This is a genomic window from Streptomyces sp. PL-25, assembly GCF_058344915.1.
The window spans coordinates 5,373,707-5,390,939 of the sequence record NZ_CP136997.1 but is presented as its reverse complement, the minus strand read 5'-3'; the positions used below and the strand labels follow the sequence as shown (position 1 = coordinate 5,390,939).

12 protein-coding genes and 1 pseudogene are annotated in these 17,233 nt (G+C 72.9%); 5 read left to right on the top strand and 8 right to left on the bottom strand.

What is annotated here, in order from left to right:
• Window positions 1–35 precede the first annotated feature (35 nt).
• The 3 genes from R4Z62_RS24410 to nsdA form a co-directional block, all read right to left on the bottom strand.
• Entirely contained in the window at window positions 36–374 is a 339-nt protein-coding gene (locus R4Z62_RS24410) for a P-II family nitrogen regulator (protein WP_018567940.1), read from the bottom strand.
• Entirely contained in the window at window positions 371–1,726 is a 1,356-nt protein-coding gene (locus tag R4Z62_RS24405) for an ammonium transporter (protein WP_064535464.1), read from the bottom strand. The genes R4Z62_RS24410 and R4Z62_RS24405 overlap by 4 nt, the downstream gene beginning before the upstream one ends.
• A gap of 388 nt (window positions 1,727–2,114) precedes the next feature.
• The gene (gene nsdA, locus R4Z62_RS24400) at window positions 2,115–3,599 is read right to left on the bottom strand and encodes a transcriptional repressor NsdA (RefSeq protein ID WP_064535463.1); all 1,485 of its coding nucleotides are present in this window, start codon (window positions 3,597–3,599) and stop codon (window positions 2,115–2,117) included.
• A gap of 447 nt (window positions 3,600–4,046) precedes the next feature.
• Here nsdA and R4Z62_RS24395 point away from each other — a divergent pair, with 447 nt between their 5' ends.
• Together R4Z62_RS24395 and R4Z62_RS24390 are read left to right on the top strand one after the other, a co-directional pair.
• Window positions 4,047–4,709, top strand: coding sequence for a bifunctional DNA primase/polymerase (locus tag R4Z62_RS24395; protein ID WP_385499281.1), 663 nt, complete (start codon window positions 4,047–4,049; stop codon window positions 4,707–4,709).
• 59 nt (window positions 4,710–4,768) lie between these two features.
• Complete coding sequence (locus R4Z62_RS24390) at window positions 4,769–5,179, top strand: GNAT family N-acetyltransferase (RefSeq protein ID WP_064535461.1); 411 nt, start codon at window positions 4,769–4,771, stop codon at window positions 5,177–5,179.
• A gap of 113 nt (window positions 5,180–5,292) precedes the next feature.
• Here the strand turns inward: R4Z62_RS24390 and ftsY are convergent, their stop codons facing one another.
• Entirely contained in the window at window positions 5,293–6,507 is a 1,215-nt protein-coding gene (gene ftsY / locus R4Z62_RS24385) for a signal recognition particle-docking protein FtsY (protein ID WP_064535460.1), read from the bottom strand.
• Between the two features lie 247 nt (window positions 6,508–6,754).
• Here ftsY and R4Z62_RS24380 point away from each other — a divergent pair, with 247 nt between their 5' ends.
• The gene (locus tag R4Z62_RS24380; protein ID WP_064535459.1) at window positions 6,755–8,221 is read left to right on the top strand and encodes a cytosine permease; all 1,467 of its coding nucleotides are present in this window, start codon (window positions 6,755–6,757) and stop codon (window positions 8,219–8,221) included.
• A gap of 411 nt (window positions 8,222–8,632) precedes the next feature.
• Here R4Z62_RS24380 and R4Z62_RS24375 read toward each other — a convergent pair.
• The 4 genes and pseudogenes from R4Z62_RS24375 to R4Z62_RS24360 form a co-directional block, all read right to left on the bottom strand.
• Window positions 8,633–10,053 (bottom strand): annotated as a pseudogene (locus R4Z62_RS24375) (sugar porter family MFS transporter).
• Between the two features lie 267 nt (window positions 10,054–10,320).
• Window positions 10,321–13,893 (bottom strand): chromosome segregation protein SMC, encoded by a 3,573-nt coding sequence (smc, locus tag R4Z62_RS24370; RefSeq protein ID WP_491520883.1) that lies wholly within the window; start codon window positions 13,891–13,893, stop codon window positions 10,321–10,323.
• A 268-nt stretch (window positions 13,894–14,161) separates the two neighbouring features.
• A complete protein-coding gene (locus R4Z62_RS24365; protein WP_018567931.1) occupies window positions 14,162–14,365 on the bottom strand; it encodes a hypothetical protein in 204 nt (67 codons plus the stop codon).
• Between the two features lie 379 nt (window positions 14,366–14,744).
• Window positions 14,745–15,026 carry an acylphosphatase gene (locus tag R4Z62_RS24360; protein WP_037888800.1) on the bottom strand — a complete coding sequence of 94 codons (282 nt, stop codon included), beginning with the start codon at window positions 15,024–15,026 and terminating at the stop codon, window positions 14,745–14,747.
• Window positions 15,027–15,196: 170 nt separating this feature from the next.
• Between R4Z62_RS24360 and R4Z62_RS24355 the strand changes: the two genes are divergently transcribed.
• Entirely contained in the window at window positions 15,197–16,408 is a 1,212-nt protein-coding gene (locus R4Z62_RS24355) for a CAP domain-containing protein (RefSeq protein ID WP_491520882.1), read from the top strand.
• Window positions 16,409–16,817: 409 nt separating this feature from the next.
• Window positions 16,818–17,213, top strand: coding sequence for a winged helix-turn-helix transcriptional regulator (locus R4Z62_RS24350; RefSeq protein WP_064537657.1), 396 nt, complete (start codon window positions 16,818–16,820; stop codon window positions 17,211–17,213).
• Window positions 17,214–17,233 lie beyond the last annotated feature (20 nt).

Genomic DNA, 17,233 nt, shown 5'->3' with positions numbered 1-17,233 from the left:
GCGGAGCGGCCGCACCGGCGGGTCTGCCGAAGCCGTCAGAGCGCGTCGGGGCCGCGTTCGCCGGTGCGGACCCGCACGACGGTGTCGACGGGCAGGGACCAGACCTTCCCGTCGCCGATCTTGCCGGTACGGGCCGCCTTGACGACGGCTTCGATCAGCTGGTCGGCCTCGTCGTCCTCGGCGAGCACCTCGATCCGGATCTTGGGGACCAGGTCGACGGTGTACTCGGCGCCGCGGTAGACCTCGGTGTGCCCGCGCTGGCGGCCGTAGCCGCTGGCCTCGGTGACGGTGAGCCCGTGGACGCCGAAGGACTGGAGGGCTTCCTTGATCTCGTCGAGGCGGTGCGGTTTGACGACGGCGGTGATGAGCTTCATGCGTCCACCTTCTTGTTCGGGGTGCCCGGTCTGCCCTGCGCGGCGGCGGCCAGGGCGGTGACGGCGCCGGCCACACCGCCGCCCGCGCCGCTGAAGTCGTAGGCGGTCTCGGCGTGCTGGGCCTGGTCGATGCCGGAGATCTCCTCGTCCTCGGTGACGCGCATCCCGATCGTCCGGTCGATGAGGAAGGCGAGGACCGCGGAGGCGACCAGAGAATAGGCGAGGACGGCGAAGACTCCGGCGCACTGCTTCCAGAACTGGTCCAGACCGCCGCCGTAGAAGAGGCCCTTGACGTCGGACTGGCCGGTGCCGCTGGCGAAGAGGCCGACCAGGAGGGAGCCGATGATGCCGCCGACCATGTGGACGCCGACGACGTCGAGGGAGTCGTCGTAGCCGAAGCGGTACTTCAGTCCGACCGCCATGGCGCACAGGACACCGGCGATCGCGCCGACGGCGATGGCGCCGAGCGGGGAGACCGCGCCGCCGGAGGGGGTGATGGCGACGAGTCCGGCGACCGCGCCGGAGGCGGCGCCGAGGGTGGTGCAGGCGCCGTGGCGGATCTTCTCGTAGGCCAGCCAGGCGAGCATGGCGGCGGCGGTGGCGATCTGGGTGTTGACGAACATCAGCGGGCCGACGCCGTCGTCGTTGCCGAGCCAGGAGCCCGCGTTGAAGCCGAACCAGCCGAACCACAGCAGTCCCGCGCCCAGCATGACCAGGGGCAGGCTGTGCGGGCGCATCGGGTCCTTCTTGAAGCCGGTCCGCCTGCCGATGACGAGGATCACGCCGAGAGCGGCGGCGCCCGCGTTGATGTGGACGGCGGTGCCGCCGGCGAAGTCGATGACGCCGAGGTCGAAGGCCCAGCCGCCGCTGCCCCAGACCCAGTGGGCGACGGGGAAGTAGACGATCGTCGCCCACAGCACCACGAACAGCGACCAGGCGGTGAACTTCACCCGGTCGGCCAGGGCGCCGCTGATCAGGGCCGGGGTGATGACGGCGAACATCAGCTGGAAGACGGCGAAGACGAAGACCGGGACGGTGTATCCGGGCCACAGGTCCGTCTTGCCGATGCCGCTGAAGCCGACGAAGCCGGAGCTCCAGCCGATGAGGGAGCCCTTGTCGGTGCCGAAGGCGAGGGAGAAGCCGTAGAGCACCCACAGGAGGGTGACGATGCCGAGGCTGACGAAGCTCATCATCAGCATGTTCAGGGTGCTCTTGACGCGGACCATGCCTCCGTAGAAGAAGGCGAGGCCCGGGGTCATCAGCATGACCAGGGCGGAGCAGATCAGCATGAAGCCGGTGTTGGCGGACGACAGCCGGGGTGCGTCCGCCGCAAGCATGATGGCTGGTGCCATCGGCGTCTCCTCGTCGGTTGTACGGCCCCGTGCGGGCGAAGCCTGGAGCGGTCCCGGCAGCGAGTCCGGGGGTGAGGGGTGGGCCGGTTCTGCGCCATGAGATTCGCGCAGCGCGGTTTCGGCGGGTGCCCCTCGTTGTTTCGCCGGGGTGACGAAGGCGCCTGGAGTGTTACGCGTCGGTGAACCGCGGGCGGACGCCGGACCGGCCGCGGACGGCCTTCCGATGACCTGGCTTGGGGGAGCCGAGTCGGGCGGTTCGGGAGGGCCGGCCGCGGCCGGGGTTCCGGGGGCCTCCGGCGCGGTGCCGGGGTCGTCCGAGGTGGTGCGGGGGGGCCGAGTGGTGCGGGGGGACCGTCCGGGGGTGCGAGAGGGGTCCTGCGGGCCGGGCTCAGACCGCCTCGGCGGTCTCGGGCAGTTCGGCGGCGAGCTGCTCGGTCAGGTCGATGACCTCGCCGAGGTCGCCGAAGTCGCGTACGGCGTTGGCGACGGTCTTGCGGATACGGGTGTTGACGCGCTCGGAGCGGACCTTCTTGGCCACGTCCATCGCGTGCGCGGCGTAGCGGGTGCTCTGCTCCGGTTCGCGCTGGAGGAGGTGGACGGTGGCCATGCCGATCAGGTTGAGGGCGTAGGAGCGCTGGTGCTCGTCGTCCGCGGCGAACAACTGGACGGCCTTGTCCATGAGCGGTTCGGCCAGGGACGCGTAGGTGGGGCTGCGGCCGGCGACATAGGCGAGGTCGCGGAAGGAGTGGGAGTTCTCGCCGTACAGCTCGGCCTCGGAGAAGAAGCGGATCCAGTCGGGGTCGGGCTCGTCCCAGTCCTCGACGTCGGCGAAGGTGTCCTCGGCCATCCGCACCGCCCGCTTGCACTTGCCGGGCTGGCCCATGTTGGCGTAGGCGCGGGCCTCCATCGCATACAGCATGGACTGGGTGCGCGGCCCGGCGCAGTCCCGGCTGCCGTACTGGGCGAGGTGGATCAGCTCCAGGGCGTCGTCGGGGCGGCCCAGGTGGATCATCTGGCGGCTCATGCTGGACAGCACGTAGGAGCCGAGCGGTTTGTCGCCGGCCTCCTTGGCGGCGTGCAGGGCGAGCACGAAGTACTTCTGGGCGGTGGGCTGGAGCCCGACGTCGTAGCTCATCCAGCCGGCCAGCTCGGCCAGTTCGGCGGCGACCCGGAACAGCCGCCGGGCGGTGTCCTCCTGCTGGGGCTCCTGGAGGAGGTCCGTCACCTCGTGGAGCTGGCCGACGACGGCCTTGCGGCGCAGGCCGCCGCCGCACTGGGCGTCCCACTTGCGGAACATCACGGTGGTGCTCTCCAGCAGCTCCAGCTCGGGGCGGGAGAGGCGGCCGGGGCGGCGGGCGGCGGCGGCCTGCTCGGGCGGCGCGAGCGGGGCCGGGGGCGCGGGGACCAGCCAGCGCTGGAGCGGCTCGATGAGGGAGGGGCCCGCGCAGAGCGCCAGCGCGCTGCCGAGGAAGCCGCGCCGGGCCAGCATCAGGTCGCTGCGGGAGAACTCGCTGAGCAGGGCGACGGTCTGCGGGCCCGTCCAGGGCAGGTCGACGCCGGTGGCGGAGGGGGTCTGGCGGGCCGTGCGCAGGCCGAGGTCCTCGACGGGGACGACGCAGCCGAAGCGCTCGGAGAAGAGCTCGGACAGGATCCGCGGGATCGGTTCGCGCGGGTTCTCCCCGTCGAGCCAGCGGCGCACCCGCGAGGTGTCGGTGGAGATGTGGTTCGCCCCGAGCTGGCGGGCGCGGCGGTTGACCTGGCGGGCCAGTTCGCCCTTGGACCAGCCGCTGCGCACGAACCACGAGGCGAGCAGCTCGTTGGGGCGCTTGTCCGCGCCCGCCGAGTTCGTCCCGCCACCGCCGTTGCCGCTCACTGGAACGCCCCCAATCCTGAGACCACTTGCCGCCGGGTGCGCCAAGCCCTATCAGAATGCCGGTCGGCGTCGGCCGCCGTCCGGTGCTTGCCACCCTTCGAACGGAATACCGACTTGCCTCCGGCATACCCACGAGCGTGTGTACCCCCAGGACTCGCACACTCACAGTAATCCTACGATCACGGGCGCGGCCATGGGGATTCCAGAAACGCCACCATTCGCCACCCCTTCGAATGAACTCTCGGTGGCCGCGTCGCGATTCACTTGACACGGGACCACCGCGTGCGGGTGGAGCGATGCACCGCCAGGCGCATGCCGCCCCACGCACCACCTCCGTCACATCCGGGCGCCGCCCGGTCCGGGCGCGGCCGGGGAACCGGTGGGAACAGAACGTCACGTTCCGCATCCACTCGTAACCATCGAGGGGACGGGCCCGTTGGAGGGGGTATGGGGTTCACGATCGGCGGCATTCGCGAGATCCGCTCCGGCGCGCGGCGGCGCGGCCGGTCGTTCCGCTCGTCCGAGTGCACCGCGGTGGCCGAGTACACCGGGCTGTGGGGCTGGGACGTGGTGCGGGGCGCGCGGGCCGCGGGCGGCGCCTGCTCGTGCGGCCGGCTCGACTGCCCGGCCCCGGGCGCGCATCCCCTGGAGTTCGCGCCGCCGATCCCGGCCGGGGCGACCCTGGACGAGGTGAGCGCGGCGTGGGCCGAGCTGCCGGGCGCAGCGGTGATGCTGGCGGTCGGGCGCGCGTTCGACGCGATCGAGGTCGCCGAGCCCGTCGGGCGGCGGGCGCTGGCCCGGATGGAGCGCATGGGGCTGCCCCTCGGCCCGGTGACGGCGGCCCCGGACGGCCGGGTCCACTTCTTCGTGGCCCCCGGCGCCGCCGCCGAGCTGCCCGGCCTGCTCTACCGCATGGGCTGGGACGATCCCGCCGGCCTCGACCTGCGTGGCCTGGGTCCGGGTACGTACCTCACGGCCCCGCCCTCCGACCGCGCGGGCCTCGGTCCGGTCCGCTGGCTGCGCTCCCCCGCCCTGGACACGGCCGACCCGCCGGAGGCCCGGCTGCTGCTCGGCACGCTGGCGTACGTGGCGCACCGCTTCCGGGGGTAGCCCGGGGCGGGGCCGCGCTCGCCCGGAGGAGCGGGCGGGCGCGCTCGTACGATCGCGGCATGCCGATCACGGACGAGACAATCACGTACGAGTGGCGCGGTGAGTTCGAGGACGCCGCGCTCGAAGCGCTGCACGCGGAGGGGTTCGGGCATCCCGTCGGGCGGACCGGGTGGCGGGCGCGGCTGCTGCGGCACAGTCTCGGCTGGGTGTGCGCCCGGTCGGAGGGCCGGCTGATCGGTTTCGTCAATGTCGCCTGGGACGGCGGCGAGCACGCGTTCGTGCTGGACACGGTGGTGGCCCGGGAGCACCGGTCGCACGGGGTCGGGGCGGAGCTGGTGGCGACGGCGGCCCGGCGGGCGCGTGCCGCCGGGTGCGCGTGGCTGCATGTCGACTACGAGGCCCGGCTGCGCCCCTTCTACCTCGACGCCTGCGGCTTCCGGGAGACGGCGGCCGGTCTGCTGGCGCTGTGATCCGCGCCGGGCGGCCCCTCCGGTACGGCGGCGGCGCCCGTCCCCACCGGAGTCCGGGGGCGGGCGCCGCTGCCGGGCGCGGGGCGGTCGGCCGACCGCGGTCGCGTCGCCCGTCAGTCGCCGATCAGGGCGTCGACGAACGCCTCCGGCTCGAAGGGCGCCAGGTCGTCCGCGCCCTCACCGAGACCGATCAGCTTGACCGGGACGCCCAGCTCGCGCTGGACCGCGACCACGATGCCGCCCTTGGCGGTGCCGTCGAGCTTGGTGAGCACGATGCCGCTGATGTCGACGACCTCGGCGAAGACCCGGGCCTGGACCAGGCCGTTCTGGCCGGTCGTGGCGTCGAGCACGAGCAGCACCTCGTCCAGCGGGGCGTGCTTCTCGACGACCCGCTTGACCTTGCCCAGCTCGTCCATGAGGCCGGTCTTGGTGTGCAGGCGGCCGGCGGTGTCGATGAGCACCACGTCGGCGCCCAGCTCCTTGCCCTCCTTGACCGCGTCGAAGGCCACGGAGGCGGGGTCGCCGGCCTCCGGGCCGCGCACGGTGTGCGCGCCGACCCGCTCGCCCCAGGTCTGGAGCTGGTCCGCGGCGGCGGCGCGGAAGGTGTCGGCGGCGCCGAGCACCACGCTGCGGCCGTCGGCGACCAGGACGCGGGCGAGCTTGCCGGTGGTGGTGGTCTTGCCGGTGCCGTTGACGCCGACGACCATCACGATGCCGGGGCCGCCGGCGGGCGGCTCGGTCCGCACGGCGCGGTCCAGGTCGCGGCCGACCAGGGTGAGCAGCTCCTCGCGCAGCAGGGCGCGCAGCTCCTCGGGGGTGCGGGTGCCGAGCACGCGGACGCGCTCGCGCAGCCGCTCGACCAGCTCCTGGGTGGGCTGGACGCCGACGTCGGCGGTCAGCAGGGTGTCCTCGATCTCCTCCCAGGTGTCCTCGTCCAGGTGCTCGCGGGACAGCAGGGTGAGCAGGCCCTTGCCCAGGGCGTTCTGCGACCGGGAGAGGCGGGCGCGCAGCCGGACCAGACGGCCGGCGGTGGGCTCCGGGACCTCGATCTCGGGAGCCGGCAGCTCCTCGACGACGGGCGGCTCCTCCACGGCGGTGGGGGCCGAGCCGCCCGGAAGGTCCACCTCCTCGATGGTCCGCCGCGGCTCCTCGCGCGGCGTCTCGGCCTCCTCGCCGACGTGGGGTTCGGCCGGCGGGGCGGCGGTGATGTCGGGCGGGCCGGGCGGTGGCGGGGGCAGCGGTTTGCGGCGCCGGCTTCCGACGACGAGCCCGCCGAGCGCGCCGAGCACCACCACGGCGATGACTACAGCAAGGATGATGGTTTCCATAACGCGTCCAGTATCGGCCATGGGTCCCGGCCACAGGCCGTTTGTGGGTTCCCCCAAGAGACAAACGCCACCTAAAGACGCGAGTAGTATCAAAGTACGATGGTGGAGCGCGGGTCAACACGCGTAGAGTCCCGGACGTCGCCGCCTGCGGACGGCACCCGCCACTCCCCTCCCGAGCACGGAGTGCGCCCCTCCCCCCACACGCACACACAGACACTCCCCCACGAACGAGGCACGGACCTTCCCCATGAGCAAGACCGCCGAGGTCGAAGGCGCCCTGGAAACCCGCGGCATCGAACAGGTGCCCGATCACGAGCGCACCGGCAGGACCCGCGAGCTGTTCCCCACCTGGGTCGGCGCCAACATCAGCGTGCTGCTGCTCACGATGGGCGCGAGCCTCGTCGTGGCGTACCACCTCAATCTGTGGCAGGCGCTCGTCGTGGCCGTCGCCGCGCCCGTCGTCTCCTACGGTCTGGTCGGACTGATCGGCATCTCCGGCAAGCGCGGCGGAGCGCCCGGCATGGCGCTGTCCCGCGCGGTCTTCGGGCAGCGCGGCAACCTGCTGCCCGGTTCGCTGATCTGGGTCGCCCGCTGGGGCTGGGAGACGATCAACGCGGTGACCGGCGCCTACGCGATGCTCAGCATCCTGGACATCGTGTTCGGCCTGACGGCCGACAGCGTGCTGGACCTGGTGACGCTGCTGGCCTTCGTCGTCGCCACCTTCGCGATCTCCGGGCTCGGCATCGGCGCCGTGCAGAAGTGCAACAAGTACGCGACCTACCTCTTCGGCCTCTTCTCCGTGCTGGTGCTGGTCTATCTGATCGTGGACACCGACTGGTCGAAGGTGTTCGCGCACTCCGCGGGCTCCACGGCCGCGGTGATCACCGGCATCGGCATGATCGCGGCGGGCGGCGTCAGCTGGATCCCGACCGCGCCGGACTTCACCCGCTATCTGCCGCGCACCGCCTCCTCCAGGGCGATCGTCGGCACCTCGGTGGGCGGTGCCGGGATCGTCGTCCTGCCGATGGTGCTCATGGGCGCGGTGATGGCGGTCTCCACGCCCGACCTGGCCTCGGCCTCCGACCCGGTCTCCTTCCTCGGCGAGATCCTGCCGACCTGGATCGCGGTGCCGTATCTGCTGATCGCGCTGATCGGCATGCTGCTGATCAACTCGATGTCGATGTACTCGGCGGGCTTCACCGCGCAGACCCTCGGCTTCAAGGTGCCGCGGCACTGGGCGGTCTCGGTCAACGCCGTGATCTCGCTGGCCTTCGGCGGGGTGCTGATGCTGGTGGCGACGAGCTTCATGGGCTCCTTCATCGCCTTCCTGTCGCTGCTCGCGGTGGCCTTCTCCGCGTGGGTGGGCGTCTTCGGCGCGGACATGCTGCGGCGCACCGAGTACGACGGCGCGGCCATGGCCGACACCACGCGCACCAGCGCCTACTGGTACAGGGGCGGCTTCTCCCCCGCCGCTGTCGCCTCCTGGGCGATCGGCCTGGCCGCCGGCCTGATGTTCACCACCTCCGACTGGTTCACCGGCCCGCTGGCCCACAACAACGTCGTCGGCGAGTACGGCCTCGGCTGGGTCGCCACCATCGTGATCTCCGGTCTGCTGTACCTGGCCCTGCCCAAGCCGGCGGTGGTCCCGGCGGCCCAGGCCCCGGCCCCGGCGGGCGCGGAGTCCGCCGGCCGGCGGGAGCGGCAGTCCGCCTAGACCCTTCGGCCGTCAGCCGTCAGCCGTCAGCCAGGTCATGCCCCGCATCGGCTCGTCCCGTCCCCTTCACCGTCCGGAATCGGTGGAGGGGACGTTGTCTTCCCGTCGGCGTCTTCCCGTCGGCCCGGGGGCATCCCGGTGGGGTGGCGTGCACGCGGGGCGGCGGTGTGACGGTCACGGAAGCGTCGTGCGCGCTCCGTGCCCGGAGCCGGGCGCCGCACCCTCCGTACGTCCCGGCCCGTACGCCCCGACGCCCCGCCACCGGCGAAGGCACCGAGCCCCCCGGCCCAGGACGCGACACCGCCGCCCCGGTCCGGCGGAAAGCTGACCGGGGCGGCGGACGGTACGAGGAGACGGCAGCGGGGACTTGGCCCGTCTCCTCGGGATCGGGGGCCTGTCGGGCGGGGCGGCTCAGCCCATCTCCTCCAGGGACTTGCCCTTGGTCTCCTTGACGAACTTCAGCACGAACGGGATGGAGAGCGCGGCGAAGACCGTGTAGATCACGTACGTGCCGGAGAGGTTCCAGTCGGCCAGCGACGGGAAGCTCGCGGTGATGGCCCAGTTGGCGATCCACTGGGCGGAGGCGGCCACGCCCAGGGCGGCGGCGCGGATCCGGTTCGGGAACATCTCGCCGAGGAAGACCCACACGACCACGCCCCAGGACAGGGCGAAGAAGAGGACGAAGACGTGGGCGGCGACCAGGGCCACCCAGCCCTGGGTGGCGGGCAGCTTGCCGTCGACCAGGTGGTAGGAGAAGGCCCATGCCTCCAGGGCGAGTCCGACGACCATGCCGGCCGAGCCGATGAGCGCGAGCGGCTTGCGGCCGATGCGGTCGACGAAGATCATCGCGATCACGGTGCCGATGATGTTGATGATCGACGTGGTGAAGGAGTAGAAGAACGACTGCGTCGGGTCGACGCCGACCGACTGCCACAGCGTCGAGGAGTAGTAGAACGCGACGTTGATGCCGACGAACTGCTGGAAGACCGACAGGCCGATGCCGATCCAGACGATCGGCTTGAAGAAGAAACCGCCGCCGAGCAGGTCCTTGAAGGACGACTTCTCCTCGCGGTGCATGGCGTGCTCGATCTCGGCGATGCGCGCGTCGAAGTCCACGTCCTTGCCCTCGACCTCTTCGAGGATCTCCTTGGCGCGCTCGCGCTTGCCCACGGAGACCAGGAAGCGCGGGGACTCGGGGATGGCGAAGGAGAGCAGGCCGTACAGGACGGCCGGGATCACCCATCACACCGAGCATGACCTGCCATGCCTCCAGGCCCATCAGCTTGCCGCGCTGGTCGCCGCCGGCGGCGTTCAGCAGGCCCCAGTTGACCAGCTGCGAGATGGCGATGCCGACGACGATCGCGGCCTGCTGGAAGGAGCCGAGCCGGCCGCGGTAGGCGGGCGGGGCCACCTCGGCGATGTAGGCGGGGCCGATGACGGAGGCCATGCCGATGGCGAAGCCGCCGATGATGCGCCACAGGGCCAGGTCCCACAGGGCGAAGGGCAGGGCCGAGCCGACGGCGCTGACGGTGAAGAGCCCCGCGGCGATCTGCATGCAGCGGATACGGCCGATGCGGTCGGCGATCCGGCCCGCGGTGGCGGCGCCGATGGCGCAGCCGATCAGCGCGATGGCGATGACCTGGGCCAGCGCGGCGGAGCCGATGTCGTAGCGGCCCCCGGATGGCCTCGACGGCGCCGTTGATCACGGAGCTGTCGTAGCCGAACAGGAACCCGCCCATGGCGGCCGCCGCCGCGATGAAGATGACATGCCCGAGATGATCGGGGTGGGCCGTACCGGCTCCTGGCGTCGGCGCCTGCGCTGTGCTGGTCACGTGTACTCCTCGGGCACACCGGCAACGCTGCCGGGGTGGGGTCAGCCCCTCCAGGTCTTGAGACCTGGAGGCGAAAGCAACGTTGCAGAGACTATGCCTTCAACTCTCGAAGTCAATAGTCGGTCTGTTGTGAAATTGACCGGCCCGCCGGACGATCTGTGTTCAAGCTTTGAAATCAACTGGCGGGACATGCTCCGACTACCCCGAAGTCGCGGCGGCACGCGGCCGCCCGTCCGGGGCCGGACAGCCCGCCGGGGCCGGACAGCTCTAACGCAGCCGCTGGCTGATCACCTTGGAGACGCCGTCGCCCTGCATGGAGACGCCGTAGAGGGCGTCGGCCACCTCCATCGTGCGCTTCTGGTGCGTGATCACGATGAGCTGGGACGCCTCCTGGAGCTCCTGCATGATGCGGATGAGCCGCTGGAGGTTGGTGTCGTCGAGGGCCGCCTCGACCTCGTCCATCACATAGAAGGGGCTGGGCCGGGCCTTGAAGATGGACACCAGCAGCGCCACCGCCGTCAGCGACCGCTCGCCGCCGGAGAGCAGGGAGAGCCGCTTGACCTTCTTGCCCGGCGGGCGCGCCTCGACGTCCACGCCCGTGGTGAGCATGTTGTCCGGGTCGGTCAGCACGAGCCGGCCCTCGCCGCCCGGGAAGAGCCGCCCGAAGACGCCCTCGAACTCGCGTGCGGTGTCCCGGTACGCCTCGGTGAAGACCTGCTCGACCCGCTCGTCGACCTCCTTGACCACCTGGAGCAGGTCGGCGCGGGTCTTCTTCAGGTCCTCCAGCTGCTCGCTGAGGAACTTGTGCCGCTCCTCCAGCGCCGCGAACTCCTCCAGGGCCAGCGGATTGACCTTGCCGAGCTGCTGGTAGGCGCGCTCCGCCGCGCGCAGCCGCTTCTCCTGCTCGGCGCGGACGAAGGGGCGGGGCCGGTTGCGCGGGTGCGCGGGGTCCTCGGGCAGCTCCTCCCCCTCGGCGGGCGGCGAGGGCGGCACCGGCTGGTGCGGCCCGTACTCCGCCGCCAGGCCCGCCGGTTCCACGCCCAGCTCCTCCAGCGCCCTGGCCTCCAGCTGCTCGATGCGCAGCCGCTTCTCGGCGCCGAGCACCTCGCCGCGGTGGACCGAGTCGGTCAGCTTGTCGAGTTCGGCCTTCAGGTCGCGGCCGGCGGCGCGGGCGGCGGTCAGCTCCTGCTCCCGCAGGGCCTTGGCGGCCTCGGCCGCGCTCCGCTCCCGCTCCGCGCGGGTCAGCGAGACCTCGACGTGCGCCAGCAACTGGCGGGCACCGGCCGCGACGGCGGCGGCGACGGCCGCCTCGTGGCGCAGCCGGGCCTGCCGCCGCTCGGCACGCGCGCGTGCCTCGCGTTCGGCGCGGGCGGCCCGGTCCAGGGAGTCGGCCCGGCCGGACAGGGACTTGACGCGTTCCTCGTGCGTACGGACCTGGAGGCGGGCCTCCATCTCGGTCTGCCGGGCGTTGGCGCCGTCCGCGGCGAGGCGGTCGCGCGTGTAGGTGTCGGGTTCCTCCTCGACCGGCCCCTCCTCGGCCACGGCGAGCCGTTCGGCGAGTTCCTCCGCCTCCTGGCGGGCCCGGTCCAGGGCCTCCTGGGCGCGGGCGGCGGCGGCCGTGGACCGCTCGGCCTCCCCGGCGGCCCCGCGTGCCTGGCCGGCGAGCCGGCCGAGCCGCTGGGCGACGGCGGACTTCTCGCGGTCGGCGGCGCGGCGGCGTTCGCCCAGTTCCTCGACGAGCGCGGCGCACTCCTCGCGCCGCTCACCGGCCAGCCGCTCGGCCTCGGCCGACCCGGCGCAGCGCAGTTCGAGGTCGGCGAGGTCGGCCGCGGCCTCGTCCACGGACGCCTGGACTTCGAGCAGGCTGGGCGCCCCGGCCGAGCCTCCCTGCGCGAAGTGCGCCCCGAGCAGATCGCCCTCCGCGGTGACGGCGGTGAGGTGGGGGCGGGCGTGGACGAGGTCCTCGGCGTCCTCCAGGGTGCCGACCACGACGACGCCGCGCAGCAGTCTGCGGACGGCGGGCATGAGGTCGGCAGGGCCGCGCACGAGATCGGCGGCGCGGCGCTGCCCGGCGGGCAGGCCGTCCGTGCCGGGGCCGGGGGCGGTGCCGGGCTCCTCGGGTGCGCCGGTGAGCAGGAGGGCGGCGCGGCCCGCGTCCTGTTTGCGCAGCAGGCGCAGGGCTTCCGCGGCGGCGGCGGGGTTCGTGACCGCGAGGGCGTCGGCGGCGGCGCCGAGGGCCGCCGCGAGCGGGATCTCGTGGCCGGGGGTGATGGTGAGGAGTTCCGCGGCCGGGCCGAGCAGCCCGGTGAGCCGGTCGCGGGCGTCGAGCAGGGCGCCGGTGCCGTCCTTGCGGCGCAGGCCGAGCGCGAGGGCGTCGTGCCGGGCCCGGGTCGCGGCCCGTTCGCGTTCGGCGGCGGTGGCGACCTGGCGGGCGGCCGCGAGCGCGGCGTCGGCGTCGGCCAGCGCGGCCTTCGCGCTGTCGTGGCGGTCGGCGAGTTCGTGGTCCTCGGCGTCGAGGCCGTCGACCTCGGCCTTGAGCGCCTCGTACTCCTCCTGGGCGTGCACGGCGCGTTCCCGGGCCTCGTCGCGGGCGGTGGCCAGGCGGTCGATCTCGGCCTGGGCGGAGGCGGCGCGGGAGCGGGCGGCGTTCACCTGGCCGCTGAGCCGGGCCAGGCCCTCGCGGCGGTCGGCGATGGCGCGGGCGGCGTCCTTCAGGCGGCGTTCCTCGGCGGCGAGTTCGCGTTCGAGCTCGGAGCGGTGGGCGACGGTGTCGTCGAGGGCCCGTTCGGCGGCCTCCAGGGCCGCTTCCAGTTCGGCTTCCTGCTCGCGGACGCGGGCGGCCTCGCGCTCCAGGTCCTCGGGGTCGCGTCCGCGCCGTTCCTCGACGGGCGCGGAGGTCGCGCTCTTGACGCGGGCGTCGGCGAGGGAGACGGTGCCGCGGACGCGTTCGGCGAGCTGGGACAGCTCGTACCAGGTCTGCTGGGCGCGGGTCAGGCGCGGGGTGAGGCGGCGGACCTCGTCCTCCAGGAGCGCTTCGCGCTGGAGGGCCCGGCGGAGTTCGGCCTCGGCGTGCTCCTTGCGCTCCTTCAGCGCGGCCTCGTCGGCGACCTCGGCCCTCAGTGCCTCCTGGAGGCGTACGAGGTCGTCGGCGAGCAGGCGCAGGCGGGCGTCGCGCAGGTCGGCCTGGATGACGGCGGCGCGGCGGGCGACGGCCGCCTGGCGGCCCAGCGGTTTGAGCTGGCGGCGCAGTTCGTCGGTGAGGTCCTGGACGCGGGCGAGGTTGGCCTGCATCGCGTCCAGTTTCCGCAGCGCCTTCTCCTTGCGCTTGCGGTGCTTGAGGACGCCCGCCGCCTCCTCGATGAAGGCCCGGCGGCCCATCGGGTCGGCGTGCAGGACGGAGTCGAGCTGGCCCTGGCCGACGATGACGTGCATCTCGCGGCCGATGCCGGAGTCGGACAGCAGTTCCTGGATGTCCAGCAGCCGGCAGGTGTCGCCGTTGATCTGGTACTCGCTGCCGCCGTTGCGGAACATGATCCGCGTGATGGTGACCTCGGCGTACTCGATCGGCAGGGCGCCGTCGGAGTTGTCGATGGTCAGGGACACCTCGGCGCGGCCCAGCGGCGGGCGGCCGGTGGTGCCGGCGAAGATGACGTCCTCCATCTTGCCGCCGCGCAGCGACTTGGCGCCCTGCTCGCCCATCACCCAGCTGAGCGCGTCCACGACATTGGACTTGCCCGAGCCGTTCGGACCGACGACGCAGGTGATGCCCGGTTCGAACCGGAGCGTGGTCGCCGAGGCGAACGACTTGAAGCCTCGCAGGGTCAGGGCTTTGAGGTGCACGCCGTCGCACTCTACCCGCCGCCGCTATCTCACTTCGTGAACCCTCGCAACCGCGCGGTTTCGCCTCTGTACATCAAGGGCACACCAGACGTTGAAGAGCCTGAAAGGGTGTGTGGGGGCAACGAAAGCGGGGGCTCGGAGCGGGGGCTCGGGGGGAAGGGCGGGGCCGGAAAGAAAGAAGGGACGCCGAAGCGTCCCTTGCAACTTCTGACAACTGAGCGGTTGACACGGGCAGCCCAACCACTGTGTCGCGGTGTCGATGCAGTGATCAGGTGAGCGCAGGCTCCGCCTGGTGTGCGTCGACGCGCTCCATGATCCTGTCGTGAGAAGCGGCAGCCGCCAGCGCGTCGTTCTCCGCCTGGATCCTTACGAGCTCGGATTCCAGGTCCTGGACGCGCTGCTGGAGCCGTCGCATCTCGGCGAGGAGTCGAGGGTCGGAGCCGCCGACGTAACCGAGAAGCGCCTTTGCCATGATGGATGGTCCTCCACACTGAGTGACCGACCGAATCGGTGTGGGTCGTGAGGGATTCGCACCCTTGGTGCTTGGCACTGTTGAGTTTTCACTGCCGTTCTTCCATGCCAAACAGCTGAGGTGCGCGGGCTTTCAGCGTCTCACCAAAAAGTTTGACGGTCAACACGATCACACCCCGTATCGACGGGCGTCCCGGGGGCGCGCGACCGGGGATCGGTGGCGCTGCGGCTCCTGCGGGCCCCGGGGGGCATGGCCGTCATCCTGCCCTGCGCGGCAGGTCACGGCAAGCCTCTCTCGGCAGTCACCTGCCCTTTTCCGCGCGGGCAGATGCCGGTGGCAGTTTCGGGCCGGGCCGGGCGGCGGGCCCGGACGGACCGGCTCAGCGGATCGCGAAGCCGTCGTAGCCCCCGCGCGGTGTGTCCCAGATCTCGGTGACACCGTCGACGCGGCCGGGCGTGTCGCTGCCCTCCAGCCAGTCGAGGAGCTTCTGACAGGCGGTACGGGGCCCCTCGGCGACCACCTGCACCCGCCCGTCGGCGAGATTGAGAGCAAAACCACTCAGTCCGCCGATCTCCAGGGCCGCGGCCCGGGTGAACCAGCGGAACCCGACACCCTGGACATGGCCCCGCACCCAGGCGACCAGCCGTGCTTCCTCACTCATGCCTGCAACCTAGCCGGGCGCCATCCCCCCGGGCAGGCCGGGCCCCCGGACCCATGAGGTACCGTCCCGACCCGATGCATTTCATATGAAACTCACTCGATCGAGTGAGATGGGTTGACCGCGACGGCTCAGGGCGCGCGGCGGCCGCAGGGACGAGGAAGGCCAGCACCATGGGACGGCACCGACACTCGGACGCCGGCCGCTCCGCCACGCACCGCGCCACGCGGGACGGGGGTACGGCGGGGACCGGCAACGCGCCCGGCCCCGAGCGGCCTCCGGTCCCGGACCCGTACGCCGCCGTCGACGCCAGGGCCGAGCGGTACCTCTACGCGACGGACGACGACTACGCACGAGCCACGGGCACCGTGCCGCTCCCGCCCGGCCTTGACGGCACTGCCCCCGCCCCGGCTCCGGACCCGCGGCGCGGCCGCCGCCGTCGCGGGCGGCCCTGGGTCCCGGTGCGGGCCGGGCTGCTCGGGGTCACGGCGGCCCTCGCCCTGGGCACGGTCGCGGTCGCGGCGGGTGTGGTGCCGGGGCTGCACGAGTACCGGCTCGGCGGCGGCAGCACCTCCGGGGCGGACAGGGCGCCCTCGGCGGGAGCCCCGTCCAACGGCGCGAGCGAGCAGGGCGGCACCTGGGGCGGCGCCCTCCCCGGCACCCGCCCGGCGGCCCCCGGACCGGGCCCGGCCCCGAGCCGCGGCACCGACGGCCCGCCCCCGCCGTCCCCGTCCGCTGCCGCACCTTCCTCCCCCGCCACGCCTGCCGCGCCCGCTTCAGCTCCCGCTACCGCCCCCGTCTCCCCCTCCGTCTCGGCCCCGGACACGGCGGCCGCCCCTTCGCGGGCGACCCCGCCGCAGAGGGCCGCCGCACCGCCCGCCACCGCCCCGACGAGCGCCCCCGCCCCCGCCGGGACCACCACCGCTCCCGTCCCGCGCCCGAGCACCCCGCCGCGCGCGGCGGCTCCGGCGCCGCGTCCCACCGAGGTTCCGGTGAAGGTGTCCGCCGAGGCGGCGGCCGAGGCCGAGGTGGTGCGTCTGGTCAACCTGGAGCGGTCGAAGGCGGGATGCGGCGCGGTGGCCGCGAACAGCGCGCTGACCGCGCTGGCCGAGACGTACAGCAGGGCCATGGCCGGCCAGGGCTTCTTCGCCCACACCGACCCCGGCGGCGCGACCCCGTGGGACCGCGCGGCGAAGGCCGGGATCACCGGACTCGGCGCCGAGAACATAGCCCGCGGCCAGTCCGGCCCGGCGGCCGTCATGTCCGCCTGGATGAACAGCCCCGAGCACCGCGCCAACATCCTGAACTGCCGCTTCACCACCCTGGGCGTCGGCGCGCACTTCGGCGCGGGCGGCCCTTGGTGGACGCAGGACTTCGGCTACTGAGCGGTACCCCGCGCGCGAGGGGCGGCCGGGGCCGTCCGTGTTGGAAGGGCGGGGGCTCCGTCGGCGGAGAAGCGGGGCGGCGCGGCGGTGGCGGAGCGAGAGCCCGGTCTGGCGACGGTGCTCGAGGTGTTCGTCGTGCCGGCCGCGATACGGAGCGCGGTCTGACGCTGCTCGACGGCTCTTCGACGACGTACATGCTCCGCGACGACGTCCCCGGGCTGTCCGGGGAGTACGACCGGGCCGGACGCCCTCGCCGCGCGGATCCGGGTGGCCCAGACCTGCGAGGAACCCCCGATCCTCCACAGCGTCTCCCGGGGCTGGTTCGACCGGAGTCCGCTCGGTCCGTGATCCGTGATCCGTGGTGGTCCGCGGGCCGTGGCCGCGTGGGCCGGTCGCGTACGCTCGTGTCATGGGCATCACGCAGGAGCGCACCGCGGAGCAGGACCTGCCGTACGACGTGTTCGCCAAGGCGTGCCCCTCGCGCGGCACGCTGGAGCATGTGACGGGGCGGTGGGGGGCGCTCACCGTGGGGGCGCTGTCCGAGGGGTCGCTGCGGTTCAACGAGTTGCGCCGCCGGGTGGACGGTGTGAGCGAGAAGATGCTGTCGCAGACGCTGCACGCGCTGGAGCGGGACGGGCTGGTGCACCGGGAGGCGCAGCCGACGAGCCCGCCGCGCGTGGACTACGAGCTGACCCCGCTCGGCCGGGAGGTCGCGGGGCGGCTGCTCGCCCTCATCCACTGTGTGGAGGACCGGATGGACGAGGTGCTCGCGGCGCGCGCCGCCTACGACTCCCGCGGCGCCTGACCGTCCGGGATCAGGTGCGG